Raw genomic sequence first — 22852 nt, forward strand, 5'->3', positions numbered from 1 at the left:
TTTTGTGTATTATGCTTCTTTGTGTACGTATGGTTTGTAGATGAAACCGATGAACGCAGCAACCAGTAACATACCTGCAGCAAGTGTAAACGCAAGTGTGTAGTCGCCAGTCATATCGGCAAGCTTACTTCCGATCATAGGACCGACGATACCGCCAACGCCCCATGCTGAGAACATGATGCCGTAGTTAAGACCTAGGTTTTTAGTGCCGTAGTTGTCGCCACAAGCTGATGGGAATACAGAAAGCATTGAACCATAAGCGAAGTAGATCATACAAGCCGCAGCGAATACTGGAAGGAAACCAGATAAGCTGTTAAAGAAGAATAACGCAGTTGCTTGTAAAAGGTAAAGAATAGTCATTGTCTTACCGCGACCAAGTCTACCAGAAATAGCTCCGGCAGCCGGACGGCCAAGTGCGTTTGCAATCGCAGCGAAAGCTACAAGCTGGAACGCCGCATCTGCGCCAAGGATTTCTTTAACAATTGTTTTAAGACCACCGATAGTCATAAGACCACCAGTCGCGCCTGCGAAGAACATGAACCAAAGGAGGTAGAACTCTTTTGTTTTCAACATTTCTTTTGATGTCAAGTCGTAAGACTTTTTGTTGGCATGTGCAGGGTGTGTAGATACTACAGGAGTTTCAGGGTTGTTAACAAGTTGTGCTAGCGGCACTGTGATCACTAAGAATAGGATACCTAAGATTCTGAATGATGGGAACACGCCGTATTCGTGAAGCAGGAATTTACTAAGTGGTACGATATAAAGGCTAGCAAGCCCGAATCCACCGACAACAATTCCAGTAATTAAACCTTTTTTCTCTGGTGCAAACCATTTTACTGCTGCAGGTGTAGTTGAAGCATAGCCTAAACCGATACCCGAACCAGCTAAAATACCGAATGAGAAAACAAGTCCCCATAGGCTAGTCAATGATCCAGCTAAAATACAGCCAAGTCCAATGAGAATTCCGCCTATAGTTGCGACCCATTTTGGTCCAATACGGTCTTGCAAACGTCCAGCAGGAATCATCATAGCTGCAAACATGATAATCGCTACTGTGTATGGCAAAGATGCTTGAGTCTTTGTCCATCCTAGTGTTTCTTGCAACTCACCGCCGAAAATACTCCATGCATAGAGTACGCCGAACGCCAAGTTGATGCCCGTTCCTGCAAGAACGACAATCCAACCTTTTTTAGTCGTATTCAATTGTAAAACCTCCTGTAATATATATAATGTTTATGAACGACTTATTATACCGTAACCTTTCTAACTATTCAATAAAGTAAATAAAAGTTAAGGTTTGTTCATAGAATAGCCACAATTTTCTGTTATGAATTTAAAGGTATGCGTCTTAGAGCCGATTGATGGCGCTTTAACTTGTCTTTAGCTATGGATTCGTGCTAAAATGGTCATGCAGAAATAACGCTCTAAAGGAGCTTATATAAAAGGAGAAAAAAATGGGCAGAATAGGTACTATAATCAACCGTAAAGGTAAGCAGGATGCAAAAAAAGCTAAAATTTTCACTAAACTTGCCAGATACATCACAGTAGCTGCAAAAGAAGGCGGCGGAGATCCAGAATACAATGCGGCACTTGCAACGGCAATTGAAAAGGCGAAAGCTGCAAACATGCCAAACGACAATATCGATAGAGCCATCAAAAAAGGTACAGGAGACTCTGACGGTGTCGTTTATTCTGAACTGACTTACGAAGGCTACGGACCAGGCGGTATCGCAGTACTTGTAGAATGTCTTACAGACAACACGAACAGAACATCGGCAGATGTCAGATCTTACTTCTCTAAAGGCAAAGGTAACTTAGGCGTAAACGGTTCTGTAAGCTTTATGTTTGACAGAAAAGGCGTACTTGTCATCGATAAAGTAGAAGGCATGGACGAAGAAGAACTAGAAATGCAAGTGATCGAAGCAGGCGCAGAGGACTTTGTAGTAGAAGAAGACCACTTCGAAGTTTACACAGAAGTAGAAGACTTCAGTACGGTAAGAAACGCACTAGCTGCAGAAGGAATCGAGTTCTCTATGGCAGAACTTAGATACCTGCCAACAACCATGACAAAACTAACAGACGAAGAAGACATCAAGTACATGAACAAAATGATCGACCTCTTCGAAGACAACGACGACATCCAAAACATTTACCATAACTGGGATGAAAGCTCGAACTAATTTCGTTCGCGCCGCCCGAGTGGCAACAAAGATAAACAAGCTATGATTTCGCAAAAAATCACAGCTTGTTTTTTTATTTAACCAATTCTTTTCTTGTACTTTTCCAAGTGTAAATCAATAGGTATACGATAAAGGGAAAGGCAATCAAGCTGATCGTATCCAATTGCAATAAATTGACAAGCCATCCGCGGTAGAGATTGCCACCATCTAAAAAACTTGTAAACACGCCGTCGTAGCCATCAATGACTAGCTGTGACTCAATACTCATCGTTGTGAAGGTCTGAGCGAAAAACGACGCGTAGTAAAGTGTACCGGCGACGATTGGAACACCGATGATATAGGACTTAATCATATTGCCTTTAGTCGCAACACTAATCATGGCGACAGGAACGAGTAGGTTGGTCAAGTCCGCCATCGGTATGAAATTAATCCCTGGTAGGATTAAGGCTAAGCCGATCGATGTCGGTATCAGTAATAATGCGACAACAATAACCGATGGGTTAGAAAACAAAACCGCAACATCCAGTCCGATATAGGTCTGGCCAAGCTTTGGAAACCTTGTGGCAATGAATTCCTTCATGCCCTCTGATATTGGAATCAGTGACTCACCAAGAATACCACCCATCTTAGGTAAAATGTAAATGACAGCAGCAAAACCGAATGCCAATGTTAGAAGCGCCTCAAGGTCATAACCGCTAGCGATACCTAGCAGAATACCTAAAATGAATCCAATGATCATTGGCTCTCCAAGAATGCCGAGTTTCTTTTGAACATAGGCAGGATTCGCATCATTATTTCGTATAAATGGTATGCGGTCCAATTGTTTTGACAGAAAGTAGGCTATCGGAAAATGAATATTCGATGATAGATGTGGAATGCAAATACCGTCCATGTTCATCAAGGAGTTCGTCAAAGGGGCGCTCCAATCCGCTATCTTCAGTGTCAATATAAAACTGATCGAAGAAAAAATGAGTGTCAGGGTCAAGCTATCGGTTGTATGATAGATAAAGGCTCCCAAAAAAATAACATGCCAATAGTTCCAAATATCGATATTCACCACTTTCGTTGTTCTGCTGAGCAGCATCAATACATTGATCGCAATAAACAAGATCAGTAGCAAAGGTGCATAATCGAAGGACCAAGTGATATTTGCCAGCGGTGGCCAACCGATATCGAGAACAGGTACATCGAGCCCCGATTTTGCAATAAGCGCCTTAATGGCTGGATTCATCAACTTTACAAAATAATCAATGGTCATAAAGATACCGATGAATGCGATGCCTATTTGAAGCGCAGACCTGACGGCCGTTGAAAGCTTGATTCTAAAAAAGAGAGCAAAAGTGAAAATGATAATTGGAAGCATGACAAAAGGTTGAAAACCGAGAAAGTAGTCAAGTGCGGTTTTAAGTTGCAACATAGTAGTCTCCTTTATATAATTGTTACTTACATAATAAGTGATACTTGTTTTCAATACAATGAATATCATGTCGTTTCACAAGAAAGCTGAAAAGTGTCGTGAACTATTACAAGAGGCGAAAGACAAACAATCTATAACGAGATTTAAAGGTGCTGTAAAAAGCATCTTTTTTTTGTGTTTTTTAAAATTGTATTCTGTTGTAATTGCATACGTTCGGTGTTACTATTTATTGTGCATGTTGTGCATATTATGTAAACTTTAATAAGGCAAAAATGGAGGAATTATGAAAAGACTAATCACGCTAGTATTAATCGCAGCACTTTGCTTTAGTAATGCAGTTTTCGGAGACACACAAGACCAGATCAAAGTAAATGTAAACAATACCGCACTAGTATTTGATGTTAATCCAACAATTATAGCGGGCAGAACCGTATTGCCGGTAAGGGCCATATTCGAAGCTTTGGGGCTCGAAGTCGGTTGGGACGCTGTGACAAGAACGGTAACAGGATCAAACAGCGAAGTTGTCATTAAGCTGCAAATCGATCAGATAAAAGCTACTGTAAACGACAAAGAAGTGACCTTAGATGTTGCAGCCACCGTGTTAAACGGCAGAACCCTTGTGCCTGCAAGGTTTGTGGCAGAGGCGACTGGTGCAAAAGTAGGCTGGGACGGAGTAACAAGAACAGTATCGATTGACAAGCCGGTAATCGACAATAGCGGTTTAGAGGCGAGCGGTTATAAATTAATTGAAGTTGACGGTGGTGACTTATCAGGGCACAGGGAGCCAAATGTCGTTGTCGATATCGGTTTTGGAGATAGGCAGTACTGGGCCTACACCAATGAATACGGACAACTGGTAAAAGTAACTGCCGACAAAATCGTATTGCAAGACGATGCCACAGAACCTGTACTGTCAACAGGTAGATACTACCGCGATGAAGCCAAGGTTCCTGGAGTAGAAAGCGCTACTTTGGATGAAGGGCATGTCATTGCAGACAGTCTAGGCGGCGTATCCAATGCCTATAACATCACACCGCAAGACAGCACCTTAAACCGTCACGGTGACCAGGCCTACATGGAACAGGTTATCAGAGACGCAGGGGGCTGCACAGACTTTGTCGCTGTGATTACCTACCCAAACACAACCACACAGATTCCAAGCCACTACAGCTTCACCTACAAGCTTAAGGGCAACGTAATCAACGACGAGTTCGACAACGTGAATCCAGATGAAATCAACGCAGCACTAGAGGATCAACAGCCGACTGACAACACAAATGCCGTGTCTATCGTAAGTGTAGGACTTAGTTCGGAAGAAGTAGTCATAAAAAACACATCGGACCAAGCTGTTCAACTAAAGGCTTATAAGCTTGTGAGTGTAACAGGAAACCAAACCTATACCTTCGGCGATTATCTGCTAGAAGCAGGCAAAACGGTCACTGTGTATTCAGGGCAAGGTAGCGGCGATTTAAGATGGACAGGAAGCTACATCTGGAACAATGACGGTGATCCTGCCGAGCTTTATGATGGGAGCGGTAGATTGGTTAGTAGGTATTAGAAGATTGGTGATTGGTGATTGGTGATTGGTGATTGGTGATTGAAGATTGAAGATTGAAGATTAACTGATTAACTGATTTGTAGATTAGGGGTGGAAGAGAGATCTTTCATCTCTTTTTTTATTGGTTTTGATAAAATAGCTATAGTAGTTCTTTAATGAAAATTATGCCAATTTTATAGTAAGATGATTAGGTTAGGCTCAGTGCAGTTTGCTGATTTTCGCTGTAATGGATAAAGGTTAACTAGTTGAAGTCGGGTAGATATGCTACAAAGGAGAAGAGTAATGGTTAAGATTGAAAGGGGAAGTAACAACTATATAGATGAATGTGTTGAAGCTTTAGTGAACTCAGAATTGGGAAGGATCTATTTTTCCCAACCTGGGAAAGCAGAAAAAGCCATAAATAAAGGTTTTCAAAAAGAAGAAGTATGGGTTGCACTCAACGATAAACAGGAGTGTGTAGGTTTTCTATGGTGTCAAATGAACGGTGCCTTTCATAGTTTCCCGTACTTACATATCATTGCAATCAGAAGCCAATATAGAAATAACGGTCTTGGAAAAGAGCTGATGAATTACTTTGAAAAGGTAATATGTGAAGGCTACTCAAAATGCTTTTTAGTCGTTGCCGATTTCAATCCAAAGGCAAAAAAGCTGTATGAAGAGATCGGATATAAAGAAGTAGGAAAAATTGATGGTCTATATAAATCCGATGTAACTGAGTTTTTAATGATGAAGAACTTAGCATCACAAAATTGAATAGAGGTGAACCTATGAACAAGTGTCAAGAATGGTATAACAACATAGCGAAAAGAAATCATGGGTATAAGAGTGATGCTCACTTTGTAAAAGAAGGTCTATCTGGAGAGGATGAATTCGAAAAAAGGCTCATTGAGCTACTACCTGATTATGCAAATGTTTTAGATGTCGGATGCGGTCACGGTGAGTTCACTTTAAAAATGTCTGACTACACAAAAAAGCTAACAGGTGGGGACAGTGCCATAGAACTGATAAGTATCGCTAATAAGTTGAAGCACGAGCAGGGCAAGGTGAACACAGAGTTCATCTACTTGCATACCCACGAAATGGACAAAATTGAAAGCAATAAATATGACATGATTTATAACAGAAGAGGACCCACTTCCATTTATGATCATAAACGGATACTCAAACCCGGTGGCGTCATACTAGGCATTCATCCATACAGCGCACTTGAAAAAGTTAAGCAGAGGCTTATGGATGGCGGTTTTGAAGACATCAAAATTGAGGAGTTTACAGAGTGTGCTTTAGTCTTTGAAAACGAAACTGATTTTGCAGAACATCTGTCGTCAATGCATATGAGTAAAGACTACACACTTGATGAAAACAAAGAAATGCTAGATAAACTTATTGCTGATCATACATTCAATGGTAGGCTGATTTTACCAGAGGAACGATTTATTATTACAGCGAGATGAGGAATTGGAGGAATGAAGAAGATGATTGGTGATTGATGATTGATGATTGATGATTGATGATTGATGATTAGAGGATTAAATGATTAACAGATTAGTGGTGGAAGAGAGATCTTTCATCTTTTTTTATTGGAAAAGTGCTGATTTTTTTACAGAAAAGCATCAATCCCTAATGGATTAGTGATTTATATGCTTGGATTAATGATACAGTGAGAGTGTGTATCTAAAACTGGTTAGGTAACTATAAATCAGAGTATATCTGCACATAGGTATTAATTGTGTTGGTATAGGTGCTTTAAAATGGTAAAATTGGATTGTGGCATTAACAGATTATAGTCCTTATGCATAATTATGAAAAGTGTCGTTGTATGAGCAGAATCAACTAAAGAATGTATTGTTCCTTATAAAAGCAGAGTACATAAAGTGTAACGAAGGAGAAGCAGGTGGATGGGGAGTAGGAATAAACTGATTACAGGAGTACTGTTTATCATTGCATCGATTATTATGGGGCTAGTCTCTTGGATAGGCTTTACGTATGCATCGAATAAGTTAGCAGCCATTTTTTCATGTAGCTCAAGTTTGATCAGTTTGTGTTTTGGGGTATTGCTGTTGGTGCAATCGAATGGGGTTAAGCATAACTGATAAGTTGAGTGTAAAAAGCTTTAGTAGGAATATAGAGGATTTTGAGTTTGCTCAATCAGAGTAAGAAAGGAACTAGTTGTTTGATGTAGCATTGCAAGATGTAATTTAGATGAAAATCTTGACGTAATTGCTGAACGTGTTGGTACCCATATATCAATATACAGTTGACATCCAAGATGACTCTTCAATGCAATAAGTGTTTATCTAGCATGTCTATAACTCATGATAATTCTTAGTGAAATGTATAATAGCATCTCTAGATAAGGATGTCAGTAAATTCATGACCAACATGAAAAAAGGAGAAAGAATATGCCCAATAAGAAAATGACTGGTCCAAAAGCAGCAACTAGTGCGTCAAAAACACTAACAAGCAAAAGTACAAGTAAGACTTCAAAAACAGCTGCAGGCAGTGCCTTAACTCAAAAAAATGCACCTAAAAAACAGTCGTCAACGAAAGCAGCATCAGCAGCATCTAAAGTATTACGAGATGCTAGAACCTCAAAATCATCTAAGAGAGCCGCAGGAAGTACTTTAGCACAGACAAAAAAGAAGTAAGGGAAATCTGGTGACATGTACTAAAGCACGGGCGCAATTAACGTAACGTAATTCCTTAGTTATAATTCTAACTAAAACAGGTGAGTTCGCATTATAGAAAGGATGGCACTATTTGATTAGATATAAAGATATTGATAGCGATTCAGGAGTACAAGCATATGAAATTGACAGTGATTCAATAACAGTTCAATTTAAAGGTGGCGGATTATACTATTTCACTTATAAAAGTGCTGGAAGAGATCATGTTGAAAGAATGAAACAGTTGGCGGAAGCTGGCGATGGCTTAAATGCGTTTATTAACACTACAGTAAAAAAAGGTTATGAATGGAAGAGATAACGCAATATAAAATTTTCAACTATTGAACTCACCTGTATTTGATAGAGCGATAATTAAAAACATTATCAGTCGTAGACATGCTGAGAGACGATTAGTAAAACACAAAATTTAGGTGTTTACAATATTGCTGAATTTATCACTTTGGCTACTTCATGGAAACAGGCAATTATTAACAACTTAGGAGACTATGATAAAGTATCTTCAAAGCATAACATTTTAGTTGTTGAGTTAGAATACAAAGGACGAAGTCTATAGTAGATATTAAAATCGATATAAAAATTAAGGTAAATCAAGTCAGGTTCTTCAATCGCTTAAAGTAGCTGATGAGGATGTTTTGTAAAACAAGTTATCAAATAGAACTATTGATTCATCCAGACTCATCTATTTGCATTCCGTATCGATGTTGATAACTTTCTCGAATTTTTTATTGAATGGACGATCCATTACAACGATGTCCATAAAGAAACTTATAATGAAGTTCTCGGAATCATGAGTGTTGAATGTAAAAGGGCTAGAATCCCTTTATAAAAAAAAGAAATGGAATTTAGGAAGTCTAATCAGTAATTTATTTCGACTATGCGAAATTAGTGCGCTCCTTAATTCGTAAAAAAATATGCAATCTTTAAAAAAATACTTTTATATGAACCTATTGGTGTCAAGCTCCGTTTCCCTTAAATAAGCTCAATTATACTAATTATGTTGGTAAGAGTATTCTAAAATGGTGAAATTGGATTGCCTTGTTAATAGTTTACGTCTTTGATGTTACATTTGATTATAGGGAGGTTAGAATGAAAAGTTTGAAAGTCGATTTTAGAAATTGCTATGGGATAAAATCATTGCAGCATACATTTGATTTGTCTGAAAGTACAAAGTATTTAATATATGCACCTAATGGTACAATGAAAACATCATTTGCAAATACACTGTTGGATTATAGTATGGGGATTGAAACTGAAGATAAAGTCTATAAGAATGCAAGACCAACAACTCGCTCGATCACAGATGAAGAAGGCAATGGAATTGATCCCAAAATTATCTGCATTATTGAATCATATAGACCCTCATTCGATAATGAACGTATGTCAACTTTATTAGTAAATAAGGATTTAAAGAAAAAATATGATGCTATTCATAATGATATTGATAAATCAAAGCAATTACTAATTGATAAGCTAGTACAGTTGTCTGGCATGAAGAATGGTGTTGAACAAGAGTTTGTTGAATCATTTAAAGGGAAAGATTTTCTGGAAGTTATTGAAATGCTTGAAATGAATTTAGATTTTTCAAAACCTCATGCTTTTGGTAGCTTAGTTTATAACAACATATTTAATGATAAAACTGAAAAGTTTCTAAAAACAAAGGATTTCAATACTTTGCTTCAAGAATATATTGAAAAATATTATGAATTACTCGATAAATCAAAGTTCTTAAGAAAAGGTGTTTTTAATCATAATAATGCTGAAAATGTATCTAACGTTCTTGATACAGATGGTTTTTTTGATGCAGAGCACTCGGTAGTTCTTAGTCTTGACTCAGGAACAGAAGAAATAAAAAGTAAAAAGGATTTTATGGATATCATTGAAAAAGAGAAGAACGCTATTCTAAGTGATAGTGAGTTGAACAAACGCTTTAAAGCTGTTGACAAGGCAATAACTAAGAATAAGGACTTAAAAGATTTTAGAGTTTACCTTGAGAAGAATTCTAATATTTTAGTTCATTTGAAAGATATGGGTAACTTCAAAAAAGAAATATGGGAAGCTTATTTATGTGAAGTCGATGAATTATATAAAGGATTGTTAGAGGCATACAAAAATGGGAAAGCGGAAATTTCCAAAATAGGTGTTGAGGCATACAAACAAAGAACATCTTGGGAAAACGTGATTGCAATTTTCAATAAGAGATTTTATGTACCATTTAAACTAGAGGTAGCAAATAAAAGAGATGTAATCCTGAACAATGATGTTCCTGTAGTGAACTTTAAGTTCAAAGAAGCTGAAGAAGAAGTAAATATTGAAAGAGAAACTTTGTTTGAGATTCTGAGTAAGGGTGAGGAACGTGCTCTATATCTATTGCAAGTCATTTTTGAGATTCAATCTAGAATTGATCAAAAGCAACAAACAATTTTTATTGTAGATGATATTGCAGATTCTTTTGATTATAAGAATAAATATGCGATTATTGAGTACTTATGTGATATTGTCAAGGAAGATTATTTCTTCAAGATTAGCTTAACTCATAATTATGATTTTTTCAGAACACTTCAAAGTAGGCTTAATATCCATAGAGATTATTGTAAAATGGCTACTAAAGATCAAAATGAAATTAAACTACATAAAGCGGAGTACTATAATCCATTGGCCTATTTTAGAACAAAGTATAGTACAAATAGCAAAATATTCATTGCAACAATTCCTTTTGCAAGAAATATTATAGAGTATACAAAAGGAAATAAAGATACTGAATATAAAAAACTAACATCTCTGTTGCATTTGAAGAACAGTAGTATGGGATATAGAGTTAAGGATATGCATAAACTGTATAACAATGTATTTAATCAATCTAAAGAAAATAGCTTTACACCTGATGAAAATAATAAATCAGTTATACAACTTATTTATGATACTTGTAATAATATAATGGCTGAGGAATACATTTATATCAATTTAGAAAATAAGTTAGTTCTTGCAATAGGAATTAGACTTAAAGCAGAACAACATATGATTGATAAGCTAAACGATCCTGATTTTGTTGAGAAAATCGAGAAAAACCAAACTCGTGATCTATATAATAGATACGAAGAAGTGTTCCCTGAAAAGGATGAGATACTATCATTGTTGGAACAAGTGAATTTGATTACACCTGAGAACATACACTTAAATTCATTTATGTATGAACCTTTGTTAGATATGTCTGAACTCCATTTGAGAGATCTATATCGTAGTGTAGCAAGCTTAACATGATTGCAATGTCAACACTTTGTTAGACAACTTTCTTAAGGTGTAAAAATTTGTAATCCAACGGTGACATGTACCCTAATGATGAATGAAGTCGATGTTTGTTGTACCAATTTACATAATCAGGCTGAGAGTATCTGACACCAGAAACATCAATATCCTGTGCAAGAAAGGAGAAAATAATGCATTGTAACATTTGTGATAATGCAAATGAATCAATTACTAAAAGAGGAACTTCGATTATTGAGGTGAACTGCCCAATTTGTGGAGACTACTTGATAACTAAAGAAGCGGATGTAGACATTAGTGTAGACACGAATGAGTCTGCGAAAATCTCTTCTGTATTACGTGCAAGGTCAATAGGAGGTCTGAAGAAGTTTTGTATTTTCAACAAGTTACCAGAGGGTGAGATTGACATTTATATACCTATGACCAAAGATATGATATTGAACGAGTACCCAAAAGACGTGTTTCGAAGAATGGAGTTAGCACTTGTCAATATTCAGAGGTTGAGTAGTTTTTCAGGGGATAAAGTTGCATTTACAATGTTTGATAAGCCTATAATGTATCCCGAAGTATGGGATACTAATTCCTCATTTTTTATCTTAAAGATGTTGATGGAGCTTGGTTTTGTAGAAGCATCACTTTCAATTCCTACTGATATTAAGATTACAGCGTCTGGCTGGAGTAAACTCTATGAGTTTCAAAGTGCTATCAGTACATCAAATCAGGTATTTATTGCAATGTGGTTTAGTCCAGAAATGAATCCTGCTTCTAATACAATCCATGAAGCGATTAGTGCTTGTGGCTATGAACCAAAGCGTATTGATGTAGTTGAACATAATAATAAAATTTGTGATCAAATTATCGCGGAGATTAAGCAAAGTAAATTCCTAGTGAGTGATTTTACTGGACATCGTGGGGGTGTGTATTATGAAGCAGGATATGCACATGGTTTAGGTTTGCCAGTAATTTTTACATGTCGAGAGAGTGACATCACAAATCTACATTTTGACACAAGACAATTTAATCATATCGTTTGGACTGATGAAGAAGATTTGAAAAGAAAGCTAATTAATAGAATCAAGGCCACAATAATCTGAAGGATATTGATGTCTGCTAACAGAGCCTTACCACTATGAACTTTGTCACACCCCTTGTAGTACTTGTGGCAAGGTCAGAGCCAACCCGCTAAGGCGGGCCGTTTACATTGGTAGCGCCCACAACGTTATATGCAATGGTAATGAAAAAAGAAGATAAAGAAGAAATAGAAAGAGTAAAGATTTAACATGCAAAAGAATAAAGGTGAAAAACATGAAAAAAAAGGAAGAGAAACATTCTCTTGCGGCATTGTCAGTAATCTTACTTATAATTTTCGGTTTCGTGTCGCTATATATTTATTATTATGAGATAGGCTCAATTGTTTCAGCCAAATCAATTTACATAAATGAGATGGAAATAAGTGATAATGGAATTTTTATTACAGGATCAACCATGAATAGCGCTCTAGCATTTAAAAGTTATGAAAGTTATTCAAAAGAAAATAGAATTTACATCAAAATGCGTTATGTTTTGTCTGGCAGTATTTTAAATAAGCGAACTGGAAATTTTACCATAGAGATTAAAGAAGATATGAAGAATATTCATGAGATATTGTTTGAGGGTGAAGAAGGAACAGACATCAAATCAGTTTGGAAAAAAGTAAGTAAGGAATAATCATTACCACTTCATATAACAGAGCCCCACCAATAAAAACTTTGTCACGCACCTTACATACCTTGCGGCAAGGCTCATGCTAACTCGCTAAGGTGGGCCGTTTACACTGGTGGTGCTCACAACGTTATGCGATATATGAGTTGAAGGTATGAGTTGAAGGTATGAGTGCATGACACCGAGAACATTCTATTACTCTTGCTTAGGGTAGAATCAACTAGTCAGCTGCAATATTAAATTTACCTTAAATCACCAAATACATTGGTGATTTTTTGTATACTTGTAAGGAATCGTTCTAGGTAGGAGATGATTAAGCACTTCTTATTTGATAGCGGATAAGTAATGAAATTTGATGAGGAAGAGTTTTATTTTAGACTAGAGAAACGAAATCGTAGCACTGAAAAGCTATGTACATAATTAACGGCAGAGATCACTAACACTAACATGAACTCTGTCAATTGTGGGAAGGAGTATTGATGAGACGACTATTTATTTTATTCTTTGCAATGATTATTACATTGTTTTTATTAACTATTGGTCTAAAAGTCAGTTACAATGCCCTATTAGCACTTCCTTCCCAGGAATCTAAGATCTATGCAAATGACTATTGCCTTGACTTGATTGGTATTCGTAACTATTATACTCCAGAATCAAATGTAGAGTTTAGCGTTAATTTATCAAAAGTAGCACCAAGTACGAATCTAGTGATTGGAAATGACTCTTGTATTTCGAGGATAACGATCACAAGTGAAGACAACAAAATAGTCGCAAAATCGCAGGGATTGGACACCTTTATTACTGCGGGGATGAATGATAAAAATGAATACAGTTATACCGCAAGTGTTAGAGATGTTTTAGATCAAATCTATGATTTACACCCTGATTTGAAGGCATCACTGTATACTGGCAAGTACAATGCAGATATCAGTTTTGAGTTTTATGAACTGAGCGACAGTAATGAAACTGGGTTCATAGAAAAGAAATCCAATTTACAATCGTTCTCGACTTCACTTAATTTTAAAGTCATATCTTTCTGGGAGTTCAGTGGATGGTTGCTTGATTGAATTAGATAATCATACACTAGGGAGAAATCACTGTAATTAATTTAGAGTGGATTTAATTTGAACATTACAATAAGTATTGAACCAAAAGCAGGAAGGATAAGGGGAAGATTTGAGTTTGAGTCGAGTGAAATCGTTTCAAGGAAGTTCAATCTAAATAGGGGCTTCGAAATCTCTGAATATCGTTTAAACGATATAGACTTTGAAATTTCGGAGAATGTTGAAGATATCACACATCCGTGACAGTCACCAATGTGTATTGTCGCGCCACTTGCATTAACTTTGAAGCAAGGCTCGCGCTAACCCGCTAAGGCGTGCCGTTTACACTGGTAGTGCTCACAACGATATGCGATATATGAATTTAATCTATGGGAAAAAACAATTGAAATGCAAATAAAAGTTAGGAAAAACAAATGAAAAATCATAAAATTGAGATCATCTATACTGGTGATGCTGGACCTGCAATCATTGACAATATTTTGAATGTTTTCGAGTATGAATACGATGAAGAAAAACAATCAAATGCCAAATGGTTTAGTGATTGGTTTAATGGTATCGTAAAAGGTGAGAAGTTTACAGTAATTGCCTTACAAGATGAAAAGATAATAGGGATATGTAGGTTTTGGAGTTCACCATTTTGCGATAATGAATGGTTAATTGAGGGACTGGAAACTAAGAAATGCTATAGAAATATTGGGCTGGCAATTTCAATGATAAACTATGGAATTAATGAGTTGAAAAACAGGGAAGTTTCCAAAATTCAATCAAATATTGACTATAGAAATTTGCCATCCATCAGGCTGCATGAGAAGTTAGGCTTTCAATTGATATCAAATGGCTCAAATAATAGTTTCGGTGATTTTAGGGAGAATTCAAACAGATATCAATTAATGATTTAATAGCAACATACATTACATAACAGAGCACTAGCAACATAAGCTCTGTCACGGGATTTGCGATAACTGGTCAAGTCCCGCTCCAGGCCGCTAAGGCGACTCGCTTACATTGCTAGTGCCAGGAACGTTATATGATACTAATTCATAAAGAATAGGAGTACTCATGGCACAACAAATCAGAGGCATCATTCTAGAAGGACAATCGTGTTCTGGGAAGACATCAATGTTTAATGCTATAAGAAAGCAGCATGGCTTGTTAGAAGATGCTGAACGGAACACAATATTTTTAGGCGAACATTATTCACAATCGCTTAATTATGTTCATGACAAGCTAGTGACATTAACTCGTAATGAAAATCTTAAAGTGCTTTCAGATAGGATTGAAATGTTGGAGAATTTAAGTGAATACGCAGATAATATGGGAGTGCATTCTAAACAGTCAAGAGGACTTTTTTATGTATTTGAGCGTTTTTACATTAACTACGCATTTGCACACAATGAATTAGTGGGTGATGAACTCCTAAGAATTGAAGAGCGCCTGATAAGCATAAATCCAATTGTGGTGTTATGTACCATAAGTGATAGCATGGTTGAAAGTAGACTAAGGCATCGAGCTACATATACTGGGGAAGAGGTTACAAATACACATATTGAAGAGTACATAAAAACTCAGAAGAAATGGATCGAAATTACTGAACAATTGAGATTGCCAGTAGAAGTAATAAACACAGACCAAATGGAATGGGAACAATACGCTAAAAGGATTATGAATATGATGAAATGAATATGATTCTTGAGGAATAAGAATTAGCATCGAAAAATACTTGCAGATAATGGTGAATCCATCGGGCAAGGGGAACCGACTTCTGGTCTATGGATGAAAGGTGGGGTATGATTTGTGAAAACTTTTTTAGAGAATAAAATCAATTGGTGGGTCGTAATCTTCTCAAGCCTTGTATTTGCAGTATTTATCGCTTTAGTTTTACCATGGGTTTCTGCTTATACAAAAGAAGCTGTTGGTGGGCTGGGTGGACCTGATACTTCATTCTTTTATAGTGGCAGTGAGTTATTCGACTTTGCAGAAAGTTACGGTCAAGAAGGACGCCGCACCTATGTGATTCTAAGATGGACCTTTGACTTAGTATGGCCTCTTGTTTACATGCTGTTTCTTTTGTCGTTTACTGTTCAACTAGTAAAGGGCTTAAAGGTTAGGTGGTTATATCACCTATATTGGTTGCCGATTGCTGCTACTGCTTTTGATTACCTTGAAAACTTACTGGCTACCCTTGTTATGCTTTTGTTCCCAGTATGGTGGTTATGGCTAGGAACCTTAACATCGATTGCCAGCACTTTGAAATGGGGAACTCTGAGCCTTGCTTTTTTGGTCTTGACTGTTCTTATACTTATGCGTGTTTTAAAGCCTTTAGTAAGTAAAAATCACAAGTAAGGTGGCTTTAATGAGATATACGACATATCCTGTCACGATGGATTGATAGGATTAGAGTAACCATTAAGTTACTAAGAGAAGAGCATGACAAGTAAGTTATGTAATTAAAAAGCTTGGTACATTTTATTGTACCAAGCGTCAGGCCGTAGACAAAGTCCAATTTCTGCGTCAATTCAAAAACCCTGCACGCTTACGTATGTCTGTATACGCTGCGCCCGCAGGGTTTTCTTTTTCCTTGAACTTGAACTTTCTCTACAGCCTGCCACCCTGAAGACTTTGTCTCCAGTCTGAAGCTTGGTACATTTTATTGTACCAAGCTTTTTTACACTTTTATGATTTTAGAAATTGATGATATCTAACCAAACTTTTTCGAGTGGTGTTATCGGAAAGAGGTTTTTTTCGAATATTCCGAAGGTCAAAGTGCTTAGGTCAGGAGTTTCTTCAAATTGAAGTACACGGCTTGATGTGTTTTCGTTTAGATCTGGATAGAAGGTAGTACCGCCATTTTTTTCTAAGTAAATGAGTCCTTCTTTAAGTTCTTCTTGTGAGATCAATCGATTTTCATTTTCTTCAAGATAGCCTTGAAGTTTAGAAATGACATTTTCAGCTAAATAGTCCTCTTGCTGACCAACAATATCAATGAGTGCTTCCTTAGTCAATAGGAGCGGTAAATCATGCTTTAGAACATAGACTTTTTCCCATGTCTTATTTTCGCTGTAATAAAGTGTGACAATATCCGTACCCTTTAGGCTTGGTTCAGAAGTTAGTTGATAGCGTTGACCTAAAAGTGGAGTGTCGATATATTCTATGACATACTTAGTGTTATTTTCATCAAATGATTTTGGCTGATCTTTTGCCTTTCCAAGAGACTTTATTTTGACTAAATACATGTCTTTTACAGAAAGCTTAAGCGGTCCTTCTATCTGAGCATCCTTAAGGTTTAATTCGATTGTACCCATGCCAGTGCCTGTCAAACCAGACAAAACTACTGGACCATTTTTGTCTTCTAAGAGTATATCGACACTTTCAATAGAATAGTTACCGCGGTTAGACATATGAAAATCGATTTGCAGTTGATCTCCAATCACTCTGTAGGTGTCTAGATGGAGTGTGGTTTTGCCTATTTTGATTTGCTCGTCAAGAGTGACACTTAGGGAACTCTCGTAATTGATATTTGTTAAAGTTGCCTGTGACTGCGTTAGGGTGATAAGTGGTGACGCTTTCCATGTGAGCAGAACCAAGAAGAGAACAATGAGTGTTGTTGATAATGGCTTTGAAAATGCTTTTTTAATTGTCATAGAAGACCCCCTTAATTTATTAAATTATACCGATTACTATTAAGATATGGTGTAATAAGGTATGAAAATGCTTTTTGAAGCATGAAAAGGAATGTTTTTACTGATGAATCCCAATGGACACTATTAAGCATTATTTAATGTAGTACCGCCTGTTATGCTAGTTTCATTACAAGCTTCTGCAGTGATCACTTTAGAGCAGTCAATTAAGCTCATAAGCAATAAGGAGACCAACTATGCCAGAACCAAGTTTTTCGTTAAAAGACCAGTTGTTTAATCAGGAGACTGTATCTATGCTGGCAAATGCCATAGCCTCTGTTGATGTGAATTTTGATTCTCAGAGTCTAATTAATGAAGCACTAAGTGCTTTTCCACAGCTTGAACTAAAGGAAAGAATGGCTTTGATTTCTGATTTAATAGATAAACACATTAACAAAGACTATGCCACCACTCTTCAAATCCTTGAGAAATCCTTGGACTTTGTACCTGATGAAACCGAAGTTTTTGTATTTGGTGCTTATCAGGACTATATCATGAAAAGAGGTTGCACTAGTGAACATTTAGATTTATCACTAGACTATATGGGGAAATTTACTGTTTACTTTTCTGCAGAGTTTGCCCTACGTGCCTTTATCAATGCCTTTCCAGAAGAGACGCTTAAAGCAGTGATGCAGTGGGCAAAAAGTGAAAACTATCATAGGAGGCGACTGGCTTCAGAAGGGTTAAGACCAAAACTTCCTTGGGCAATTGGCATTAACTTCGACTACCAAAGAGCAATTGAAGTTCTTGATTTACTCTTTTCAGATTCAGAGCGATATGTCACCCGTTCAGTGGCGAATCATATGAACGACATAGCTAAGATAGATGCCAACTTGGTCATTAGTACCCTTAGAAGATGGCAAGAGACACATCAGCAAGAGCCAGCTGAAATGACTTACATTACAAACCATGCCTTAAGAACCCTTATAAAGAGGGGAAACAGCAAGGCCCTTGAACTCTTGGGTTACCCCACAAATCCTGATATTGTCATTGGTGAGATGAAAATTAAAAAGGATGAGTTAAAACTCAATGATTTTTTAGAGTTTGAATTTACGATTAAAGCAAATGAGTCCTTGTCCCTGATGATTGATTATACGGTTGATTATCCTATGGCTAATGGCAAACGGTCTGAAAAAGTCTTTAAGATAAAAAAGGCATCACTTAAAAAAGACGAGTCGATCAGGGTGACTAAAAAACACCAGTTTAAGTTGATGACTACTAAGAAATTGTATTCTGGCCAGTATCAAATCAGTTTAAAAGTGAATGGCAGCCATTATAAGCTGGGGGCATTTTCGCTCACTATTTAGAGGATTGTAAGCTTGAAAGTCTCTATATGAGTGACTGTCAGCGGTTTTACAAGTGTTTTATGTATAAACGACTTAAGTTCTTTAGAAAATGAATCGGGCTTTGACAATTAAATCATCTTTGATATAAACAGCACTGTTGTCCATACCTTTCTTATATCCAAACTTTCCTACTTTGAAGACAGCTACAAGAGCTATACTATAAACATTAGGACGATGTTATGATTATAAATACTATTGAACAATGAGATGAAAGGACAAAAAGTGGATCGGTCAAAACTTGATGAGTTGGAAAAAAAGCTGAAAAATGAAAAGATACTCAGTTGTTTGATACAAAAAGACAGCAAGATGCTATTTGAGTATTATAAGAATAAGAAAGTGAAATCAAATGTGCAAACCATTTGTTCTTGTACTAAGAGTGTGCTTTCTGCACTAATTGGCATTGCCATCGATATGGGGTTAATTGAATCGATTCATATTCCGATATCTCATTATTTTGCTGATATCCTGGAAAAAGAGGATTCTATCAAAAAACAAGAAATCACAATTCAACATTTGTTGACAATGACACCAGGAACGCATTGGCCTGAATTTGGAGAATGGAATTGTTTTGCACCTATGGTATATAGCAAAGATATCAATAAGTTTATTTTGGAAAGACCGTTGATTGAAAACCCTGGCGAGAAGATGAATTACAATTCAGGGTGTTCTCATTTATTATCTGACATCATACAACAAGTTTCTGGAATGAGTACACATGATTTTGCAAAGAAGTATCTTTTTACACCGCTTGGTATTAAAAATTCGACTTGGCACAGTAGACAAGGCGTTAGTCTTGGTGCTGATGGTCTAAAGATCACATCAGAAGATATGCTCAAGTTTGGCACTCTGTTTTTACACGCTGGAAAATTTAATGATAAGCAGCTTATCTCTAAAAAATGGGTTGAGGAATCAGTGTCAGCTAGGTACCTTACTTATGAAACTATAGGGCACTATGGGTATCATTGGTGGGCGTCTTCGCACCTTGTAGATTCAACTGAGGTTTCGTACTATTTTGCGCTTGGGTATGGCGGTCAATATATTATCATTGTACCGAGTTTTGATCTGGTAGTGGTATTCACAAGCAGACTGTTTCCAGAGTCTTTAAAACCGCTTGAGTATTTTAAAGAGTATATTTTGAAAGCCGCTGTAGCGCAGTGAAGTAAATTTAATTTAAAGGTAGGTAAAGGTTTGAGATATCGTACAAAGGAATGGTTTGATATAAGTCAAAGGACAGATCTTCATTTTGGATTGAGAGCGCATAAAGATGCTGCGATACGAAGTGAAAGTGTCTATATTCGACTTTACAAAAGAAAAAAAAAGAATTTATTGAAATGCAAAGAAAAATATATAATACCGATCCACGCTGTATGCTCAACCTGGAGAATACTGTATTTGTTAAGGCAGAAAAATTCATAAATGCTGAACCACTAAATGATGAGGATACTATCGTGTATGAAATGCCTACCGAGCAAAAGGAGAGCATTCATCAACTCATTGAAGAGTATGATAAAAGAGAACCATTTGATGTAGAGGCATGTAAAATTCAGTTTGAAGAAGTTCAAAACTCCTTACTTGCAGGCCTGGTGAATAGAGTACCAGCAGAAATCTATTCACAAATTGCCGACCATAGAGTTTTTGTACTTGGATATTGTACTAAAGAAATGTTGGGTCAACTAAAAAGGCACAGTAAGAAGAATGAGAAGTGGATTCAACAAGTTGATAGCGAATACTACAATGTTCAACTTTATGAAGGAATTCCTGAAAAGTTGTTGAGCGATTTTGGATTTCATGACTGCAAGGTGTTGAATGTTATCAAAGGTAATGACATCATCATTACTTTTGATAACAGTGGCGGTTTTACAAACTATAACAAGTTGATCTTTCATGATGCAAAGATTAGTTGTGAGGAAAATATTGAAGGAAGCTACTGGATATATGAAGAGTTATATAAAAAGCCAAATGGATATGAAGCACATATGCTTTTCTCAGACGCCCACACAAATCATGATTTAATTGTTAGTTGCAGCGACATCACTTTTGACATTGATAAAGGAGGGAAAGTATATGCAGAAAACACTAGGTGACATGGCAAGGTACTTGAAACAATTATTGCCGGTGAATGTTCCAGATACATATAAAATCAGCACGATGTATGCAAGCATTTCAGAAGAGGAGAACATCAGAAATGGTGTGCTTGCATTCAGAGATTTTATTGATCGACTTTGCGATTGTTTGATAGAAGACGAAAGTTTATGCGACATACTTAGAAAAGGAAAAGAAAAATTTTCAGATGAAACAACTTTAACGGTTGAGTTCCCATTTTTAAACAATATTAGAAGTATACTAATTAACATAGGTCATCATGCTATATTGTCAGAGAATGGTGATTCTCTAATGGTCGTTGGGTGGGATATTCTCAGTCTAAAGAAATCTTTAAATAAGAATTCAACTGCAAAAATATCCGGTCCTCAAATGATCCAATGTTTGAGGTTTTTAACGGAGTGTGGTATTTGCTTTATTGGTATTGATTTGAGTGCAAAAAAACCTGATGTATCAAAAGTTGAAGCAATTGAAATTATGTATCCTGATCATCCGATTATGCTTACAGGTTGGAAGGTATTGGGGTATGCACAGAATGAACTGGCAACACGTAAGAATGATGACATTTTACTTCGTTGTGATTACAGGGTGCTGAAAAATGGGGATGCAGCTATTTCGCCAGTCGTGAAAGAGTTTGTTCATCCGTTACCAGATGCACTAGAAAATCTTGTGTTACAGCTTCATCAGCACTATTTAGATTCTGGAATGGAGTGTAATGTAGAACTAGGGTTTTTCTGCACCCATATCATTTATTCATTTAAAAGAAAGGCAATATGGAGATTTTCGGGATCTTTTCATAACGGTTACCGTATCATATTAAAGACAAAGCATACGGAAAAGTATACTGACATAATCGACGGATTCCCAGACTTCTTACGAGAAAAGATTGCTAAGAACTATGGGTGTGACAGGAAAACAGGCACCGAACATGGAAACTGTCAAAAGGGTTGTGAAGGGTTTAGTTTTCCTTTAGACGAATCGCTTCTTAGCATAAGCAAAGAGTTGAAAATCTGGCAAGACAGCGAACTGTCTTGCATGTAGGATAAAAGTCATTCAATAACATCTAAAACTCAAAACTGGGATATTGGAGGCGTTATGAAAATTATTAAAATGCTATCACTTGCAATGGTTATTATAAGCGTTGTTGTAACTTGTGGATGCGGTTCGCAGTCGGCGGATATAAGTTATGAGGGAGAAAAGGTAAATGATTTATTATCAGAAGGTTCGATTTGGTATTCTGAGACATTCATAACCAATCGAAACATCAGTACCGGTTTAAAGTCTGTGAACATGGTTTATGACGATGAATTTGCAACCGCAAGTTATTATTTTACCAATAAAGCGACAATCGATAGCATCAATGAATCCTTTAATCACTATTATCTATTTTTAGCGGCAAATCAAACACGTTCCAGTTATATTGGTAAACCCGAGGATCTAAAAAGCCATCTGAAAGTTTATAAACTCTATTTGGATAATCATTTAATCGCACATTATATTTATAATCCCGACACGGCTAGTTTTATACAAAGCTATGATTCTACCGATGTTTTTTATAGTCAACGAGGTGTATCAGCCCATCTAAAAAAACTAATCGATTCGACCCTTGATGAATATGATTTATCTGCAAAAGACTACAATTTAGCCATAGATAAAAATACACTTTTCATTAAATTGGATTCAAGCGTTATAGATGGAGCCTCACTTTATGGATGTAGTCAAACGCTTATGTTAGTAACTAAAGAGCAGTTAACACTAGATTTTGATCAAGTTGTTTGGGTAGATCAAAACAACAATCAGGTGACTTATAAAAATGTGGAAGATTTGTAAGTGGTGACATGATTTAAATACACACGAATCGTTG

The 22852-nt window shown here is 36.6% G+C and carries 23 protein-coding genes; 19 read left to right on the top strand and 4 right to left on the bottom strand.

Annotation, left to right across the window (positions count from 1 at the left end; all coding sequences use genetic code 11):
- Positions 1-9 precede the first annotated feature (9 nt).
- Positions 10-1203 (bottom strand): OFA family MFS transporter, encoded by a 1194-nt coding sequence (locus tag DWB64_RS15790; RefSeq protein ID WP_129489209.1) that lies wholly within the window; start codon positions 1201-1203, stop codon positions 10-12.
- A 251-nt stretch (positions 1204-1454) separates the two neighbouring features.
- Here DWB64_RS15790 and DWB64_RS15795 point away from each other — a divergent pair, with 251 nt between their 5' ends.
- Entirely contained in the window at positions 1455-2180 is a 726-nt protein-coding gene (locus DWB64_RS15795; RefSeq protein ID WP_129489210.1) for a YebC/PmpR family DNA-binding transcriptional regulator, read from the top strand.
- A gap of 73 nt (positions 2181-2253) precedes the next feature.
- On the opposite strand, the gene DWB64_RS15800 is transcribed toward DWB64_RS15795, so the two are convergent.
- Positions 2254-3597, bottom strand: a complete 1344-nt coding sequence (locus tag DWB64_RS15800) for a PTS galactitol transporter subunit IIC (protein ID WP_164980451.1) — start codon at positions 3595-3597, stop codon at positions 2254-2256.
- A 283-nt stretch (positions 3598-3880) separates the two neighbouring features.
- Here DWB64_RS15800 and DWB64_RS15805 point away from each other — a divergent pair, with 283 nt between their 5' ends.
- From DWB64_RS15805 to DWB64_RS15830, 6 genes are all read left to right on the top strand, one after another.
- Positions 3881-5155, top strand: coding sequence for a stalk domain-containing protein (locus tag DWB64_RS15805; RefSeq protein WP_206736689.1), 1275 nt, complete (start codon positions 3881-3883; stop codon positions 5153-5155).
- Positions 5156-5437: 282 nt separating this feature from the next.
- On the top strand, positions 5438-5908 hold the full coding sequence (locus DWB64_RS15810; RefSeq protein WP_243118992.1) for an N-acetyltransferase: 471 nt from the start codon (positions 5438-5440) through the stop codon (positions 5906-5908).
- Positions 5909-5922: 14 nt separating this feature from the next.
- Positions 5923-6606 (top strand): class I SAM-dependent methyltransferase, encoded by a 684-nt coding sequence (locus DWB64_RS15815; RefSeq protein ID WP_129489213.1) that lies wholly within the window; start codon positions 5923-5925, stop codon positions 6604-6606.
- 948 nt (positions 6607-7554) lie between these two features.
- Positions 7555-7800: a hypothetical protein gene (locus tag DWB64_RS15820; RefSeq protein ID WP_129489214.1), complete on the top strand. Its 246-nt coding sequence runs from the start codon at positions 7555-7557 to the stop codon at positions 7798-7800.
- Positions 7801-7912: 112 nt separating this feature from the next.
- Positions 7913-8137: a hypothetical protein gene (locus DWB64_RS15825; RefSeq protein WP_129489215.1), complete on the top strand. Its 225-nt coding sequence runs from the start codon at positions 7913-7915 to the stop codon at positions 8135-8137.
- 788 nt (positions 8138-8925) lie between these two features.
- Entirely contained in the window at positions 8926-11097 is a 2172-nt protein-coding gene (locus DWB64_RS15830) for a hypothetical protein (protein ID WP_129489216.1), read from the top strand.
- Between the two features lie 19 nt (positions 11098-11116).
- Here the strand turns inward: DWB64_RS15830 and DWB64_RS19685 are convergent, their stop codons facing one another.
- Positions 11117-11287: an IS3 family transposase gene (locus DWB64_RS19685; RefSeq protein ID WP_129489217.1), complete on the bottom strand. Its 171-nt coding sequence runs from the start codon at positions 11285-11287 to the stop codon at positions 11117-11119.
- On the opposite strand from DWB64_RS19685, the gene DWB64_RS15840 reads away from it, so the two are divergent.
- The 7 genes from DWB64_RS15840 to DWB64_RS15870 all read left to right on the top strand — a co-directional run bounded on the left by DWB64_RS15840 (position 11274) and on the right by DWB64_RS15870 (position 16208).
- On the top strand, positions 11274-12194 hold the full coding sequence (locus DWB64_RS15840) for a hypothetical protein (protein ID WP_129489218.1): 921 nt from the start codon (positions 11274-11276) through the stop codon (positions 12192-12194). The genes DWB64_RS19685 and DWB64_RS15840 overlap by 14 nt on opposite strands.
- Positions 12195-12405: 211 nt before the next feature.
- Positions 12406-12807 (top strand): hypothetical protein, encoded by a 402-nt coding sequence (locus DWB64_RS19315; protein WP_164980452.1) that lies wholly within the window; start codon positions 12406-12408, stop codon positions 12805-12807.
- Positions 12808-13280: 473 nt separating this feature from the next.
- Positions 13281-13868 (top strand): hypothetical protein, encoded by a 588-nt coding sequence (locus tag DWB64_RS15850; protein WP_129489220.1) that lies wholly within the window; start codon positions 13281-13283, stop codon positions 13866-13868.
- A gap of 57 nt (positions 13869-13925) precedes the next feature.
- Positions 13926-14108: a hypothetical protein gene (locus DWB64_RS15855; protein ID WP_129489221.1), complete on the top strand. Its 183-nt coding sequence runs from the start codon at positions 13926-13928 to the stop codon at positions 14106-14108.
- A 170-nt stretch (positions 14109-14278) separates the two neighbouring features.
- Positions 14279-14764 (top strand): GNAT family N-acetyltransferase, encoded by a 486-nt coding sequence (locus tag DWB64_RS15860; protein WP_129489222.1) that lies wholly within the window; start codon positions 14279-14281, stop codon positions 14762-14764.
- Positions 14765-14924: 160 nt separating this feature from the next.
- Positions 14925-15545, top strand: a complete 621-nt coding sequence (locus DWB64_RS15865) for a hypothetical protein (RefSeq protein ID WP_129489223.1) — start codon at positions 14925-14927, stop codon at positions 15543-15545.
- 114 nt (positions 15546-15659) lie between these two features.
- On the top strand, positions 15660-16208 hold the full coding sequence (locus tag DWB64_RS15870; protein WP_129489224.1) for a hypothetical protein: 549 nt from the start codon (positions 15660-15662) through the stop codon (positions 16206-16208).
- 338 nt (positions 16209-16546) lie between these two features.
- Here DWB64_RS15870 and DWB64_RS15875 read toward each other — a convergent pair whose 3' ends face one another.
- The gene (locus tag DWB64_RS15875) at positions 16547-17506 is read right to left on the bottom strand and encodes a hypothetical protein (protein WP_129489225.1); all 960 of its coding nucleotides are present in this window, start codon (positions 17504-17506) and stop codon (positions 16547-16549) included.
- 233 nt (positions 17507-17739) lie between these two features.
- On the opposite strand from DWB64_RS15875, the gene DWB64_RS15880 reads away from it, so the two are divergent.
- The 5 genes from DWB64_RS15880 to DWB64_RS15900 all read left to right on the top strand — a co-directional run bounded on the left by DWB64_RS15880 (position 17740) and on the right by DWB64_RS15900 (position 22818).
- The gene (locus DWB64_RS15880) at positions 17740-18849 is read left to right on the top strand and encodes a DNA alkylation repair protein (RefSeq protein WP_129489226.1); all 1110 of its coding nucleotides are present in this window, start codon (positions 17740-17742) and stop codon (positions 18847-18849) included.
- Between the two features lie 246 nt (positions 18850-19095).
- Entirely contained in the window at positions 19096-20046 is a 951-nt protein-coding gene (locus DWB64_RS15885) for a serine hydrolase (RefSeq protein ID WP_129489227.1), read from the top strand.
- Positions 20047-20219: 173 nt separating this feature from the next.
- Positions 20220-20972: a DUF4085 family protein gene (locus DWB64_RS15890; protein WP_129489228.1), complete on the top strand. Its 753-nt coding sequence runs from the start codon at positions 20220-20222 to the stop codon at positions 20970-20972.
- Positions 20953-22029: a hypothetical protein gene (locus DWB64_RS15895; RefSeq protein WP_129489229.1), complete on the top strand. Its 1077-nt coding sequence runs from the start codon at positions 20953-20955 to the stop codon at positions 22027-22029. The genes DWB64_RS15890 and DWB64_RS15895 overlap by 20 nt, the downstream gene beginning before the upstream one ends.
- A gap of 54 nt (positions 22030-22083) precedes the next feature.
- Positions 22084-22818, top strand: a complete 735-nt coding sequence (locus tag DWB64_RS15900; RefSeq protein ID WP_129489230.1) for a hypothetical protein — start codon at positions 22084-22086, stop codon at positions 22816-22818.
- Positions 22819-22852 lie beyond the last annotated feature (34 nt).

The organism is Fusibacter sp. A1, assembly GCF_004125825.1.
GTDB lineage: Bacteria > Bacillota > Clostridia > Peptostreptococcales > Acidaminobacteraceae > QQWI01.

Coding starts and splice junctions, on each gene's coding strand:
- DWB64_RS15850 (WP_129489220.1), top strand. CDS start 13,281: ATGAGACGACTATTTATTTTATTCTTTGCAATGATTATTACATTGTTT.
- DWB64_RS15820 (WP_129489214.1), top strand. CDS start 7,555: ATGCCCAATAAGAAAATGACTGGTCCAAAAGCAGCAACTAGTGCGTCA.
- DWB64_RS15795 (WP_129489210.1), top strand. CDS start 1,455: ATGGGCAGAATAGGTACTATAATCAACCGTAAAGGTAAGCAGGATGCA.
- DWB64_RS15810 (WP_243118992.1), top strand. CDS start 5,438: ATGGTTAAGATTGAAAGGGGAAGTAACAACTATATAGATGAATGTGTT.
- DWB64_RS15800 (WP_164980451.1), bottom strand. CDS start 3,597: ATGTTGCAACTTAAAACCGCACTTGACTACTTTCTCGGTTTTCAACCT.
- DWB64_RS15815 (WP_129489213.1), top strand. CDS start 5,923: ATGAACAAGTGTCAAGAATGGTATAACAACATAGCGAAAAGAAATCAT.
- DWB64_RS19315 (WP_164980452.1), top strand. CDS start 12,406: ATGAAAAAAAAGGAAGAGAAACATTCTCTTGCGGCATTGTCAGTAATC.
- DWB64_RS15900 (WP_129489230.1), top strand. CDS start 22,084: ATGAAAATTATTAAAATGCTATCACTTGCAATGGTTATTATAAGCGTT.
- DWB64_RS15805 (WP_206736689.1), top strand. CDS start 3,881: ATGAAAAGACTAATCACGCTAGTATTAATCGCAGCACTTTGCTTTAGT.
- DWB64_RS15865 (WP_129489223.1), top strand. CDS start 14,925: ATGGCACAACAAATCAGAGGCATCATTCTAGAAGGACAATCGTGTTCT.
- DWB64_RS15885 (WP_129489227.1), top strand. CDS start 19,096: ATGAAAGGACAAAAAGTGGATCGGTCAAAACTTGATGAGTTGGAAAAA.
- DWB64_RS15890 (WP_129489228.1), top strand. CDS start 20,220: ATGCAAAGAAAAATATATAATACCGATCCACGCTGTATGCTCAACCTG.
- DWB64_RS15895 (WP_129489229.1), top strand. CDS start 20,953: ATGCAGAAAACACTAGGTGACATGGCAAGGTACTTGAAACAATTATTG.
- DWB64_RS15840 (WP_129489218.1), top strand. CDS start 11,274: ATGCATTGTAACATTTGTGATAATGCAAATGAATCAATTACTAAAAGA.
- DWB64_RS15830 (WP_129489216.1), top strand. CDS start 8,926: ATGAAAAGTTTGAAAGTCGATTTTAGAAATTGCTATGGGATAAAATCA.
- DWB64_RS19685 (WP_129489217.1), bottom strand. CDS start 11,287: ATGTTACAATGCATTATTTTCTCCTTTCTTGCACAGGATATTGATGTT.
- DWB64_RS15880 (WP_129489226.1), top strand. CDS start 17,740: ATGCCAGAACCAAGTTTTTCGTTAAAAGACCAGTTGTTTAATCAGGAG.
- DWB64_RS15860 (WP_129489222.1), top strand. CDS start 14,279: ATGAAAAATCATAAAATTGAGATCATCTATACTGGTGATGCTGGACCT.
- DWB64_RS15875 (WP_129489225.1), bottom strand. CDS start 17,506: ATGACAATTAAAAAAGCATTTTCAAAGCCATTATCAACAACACTCATT.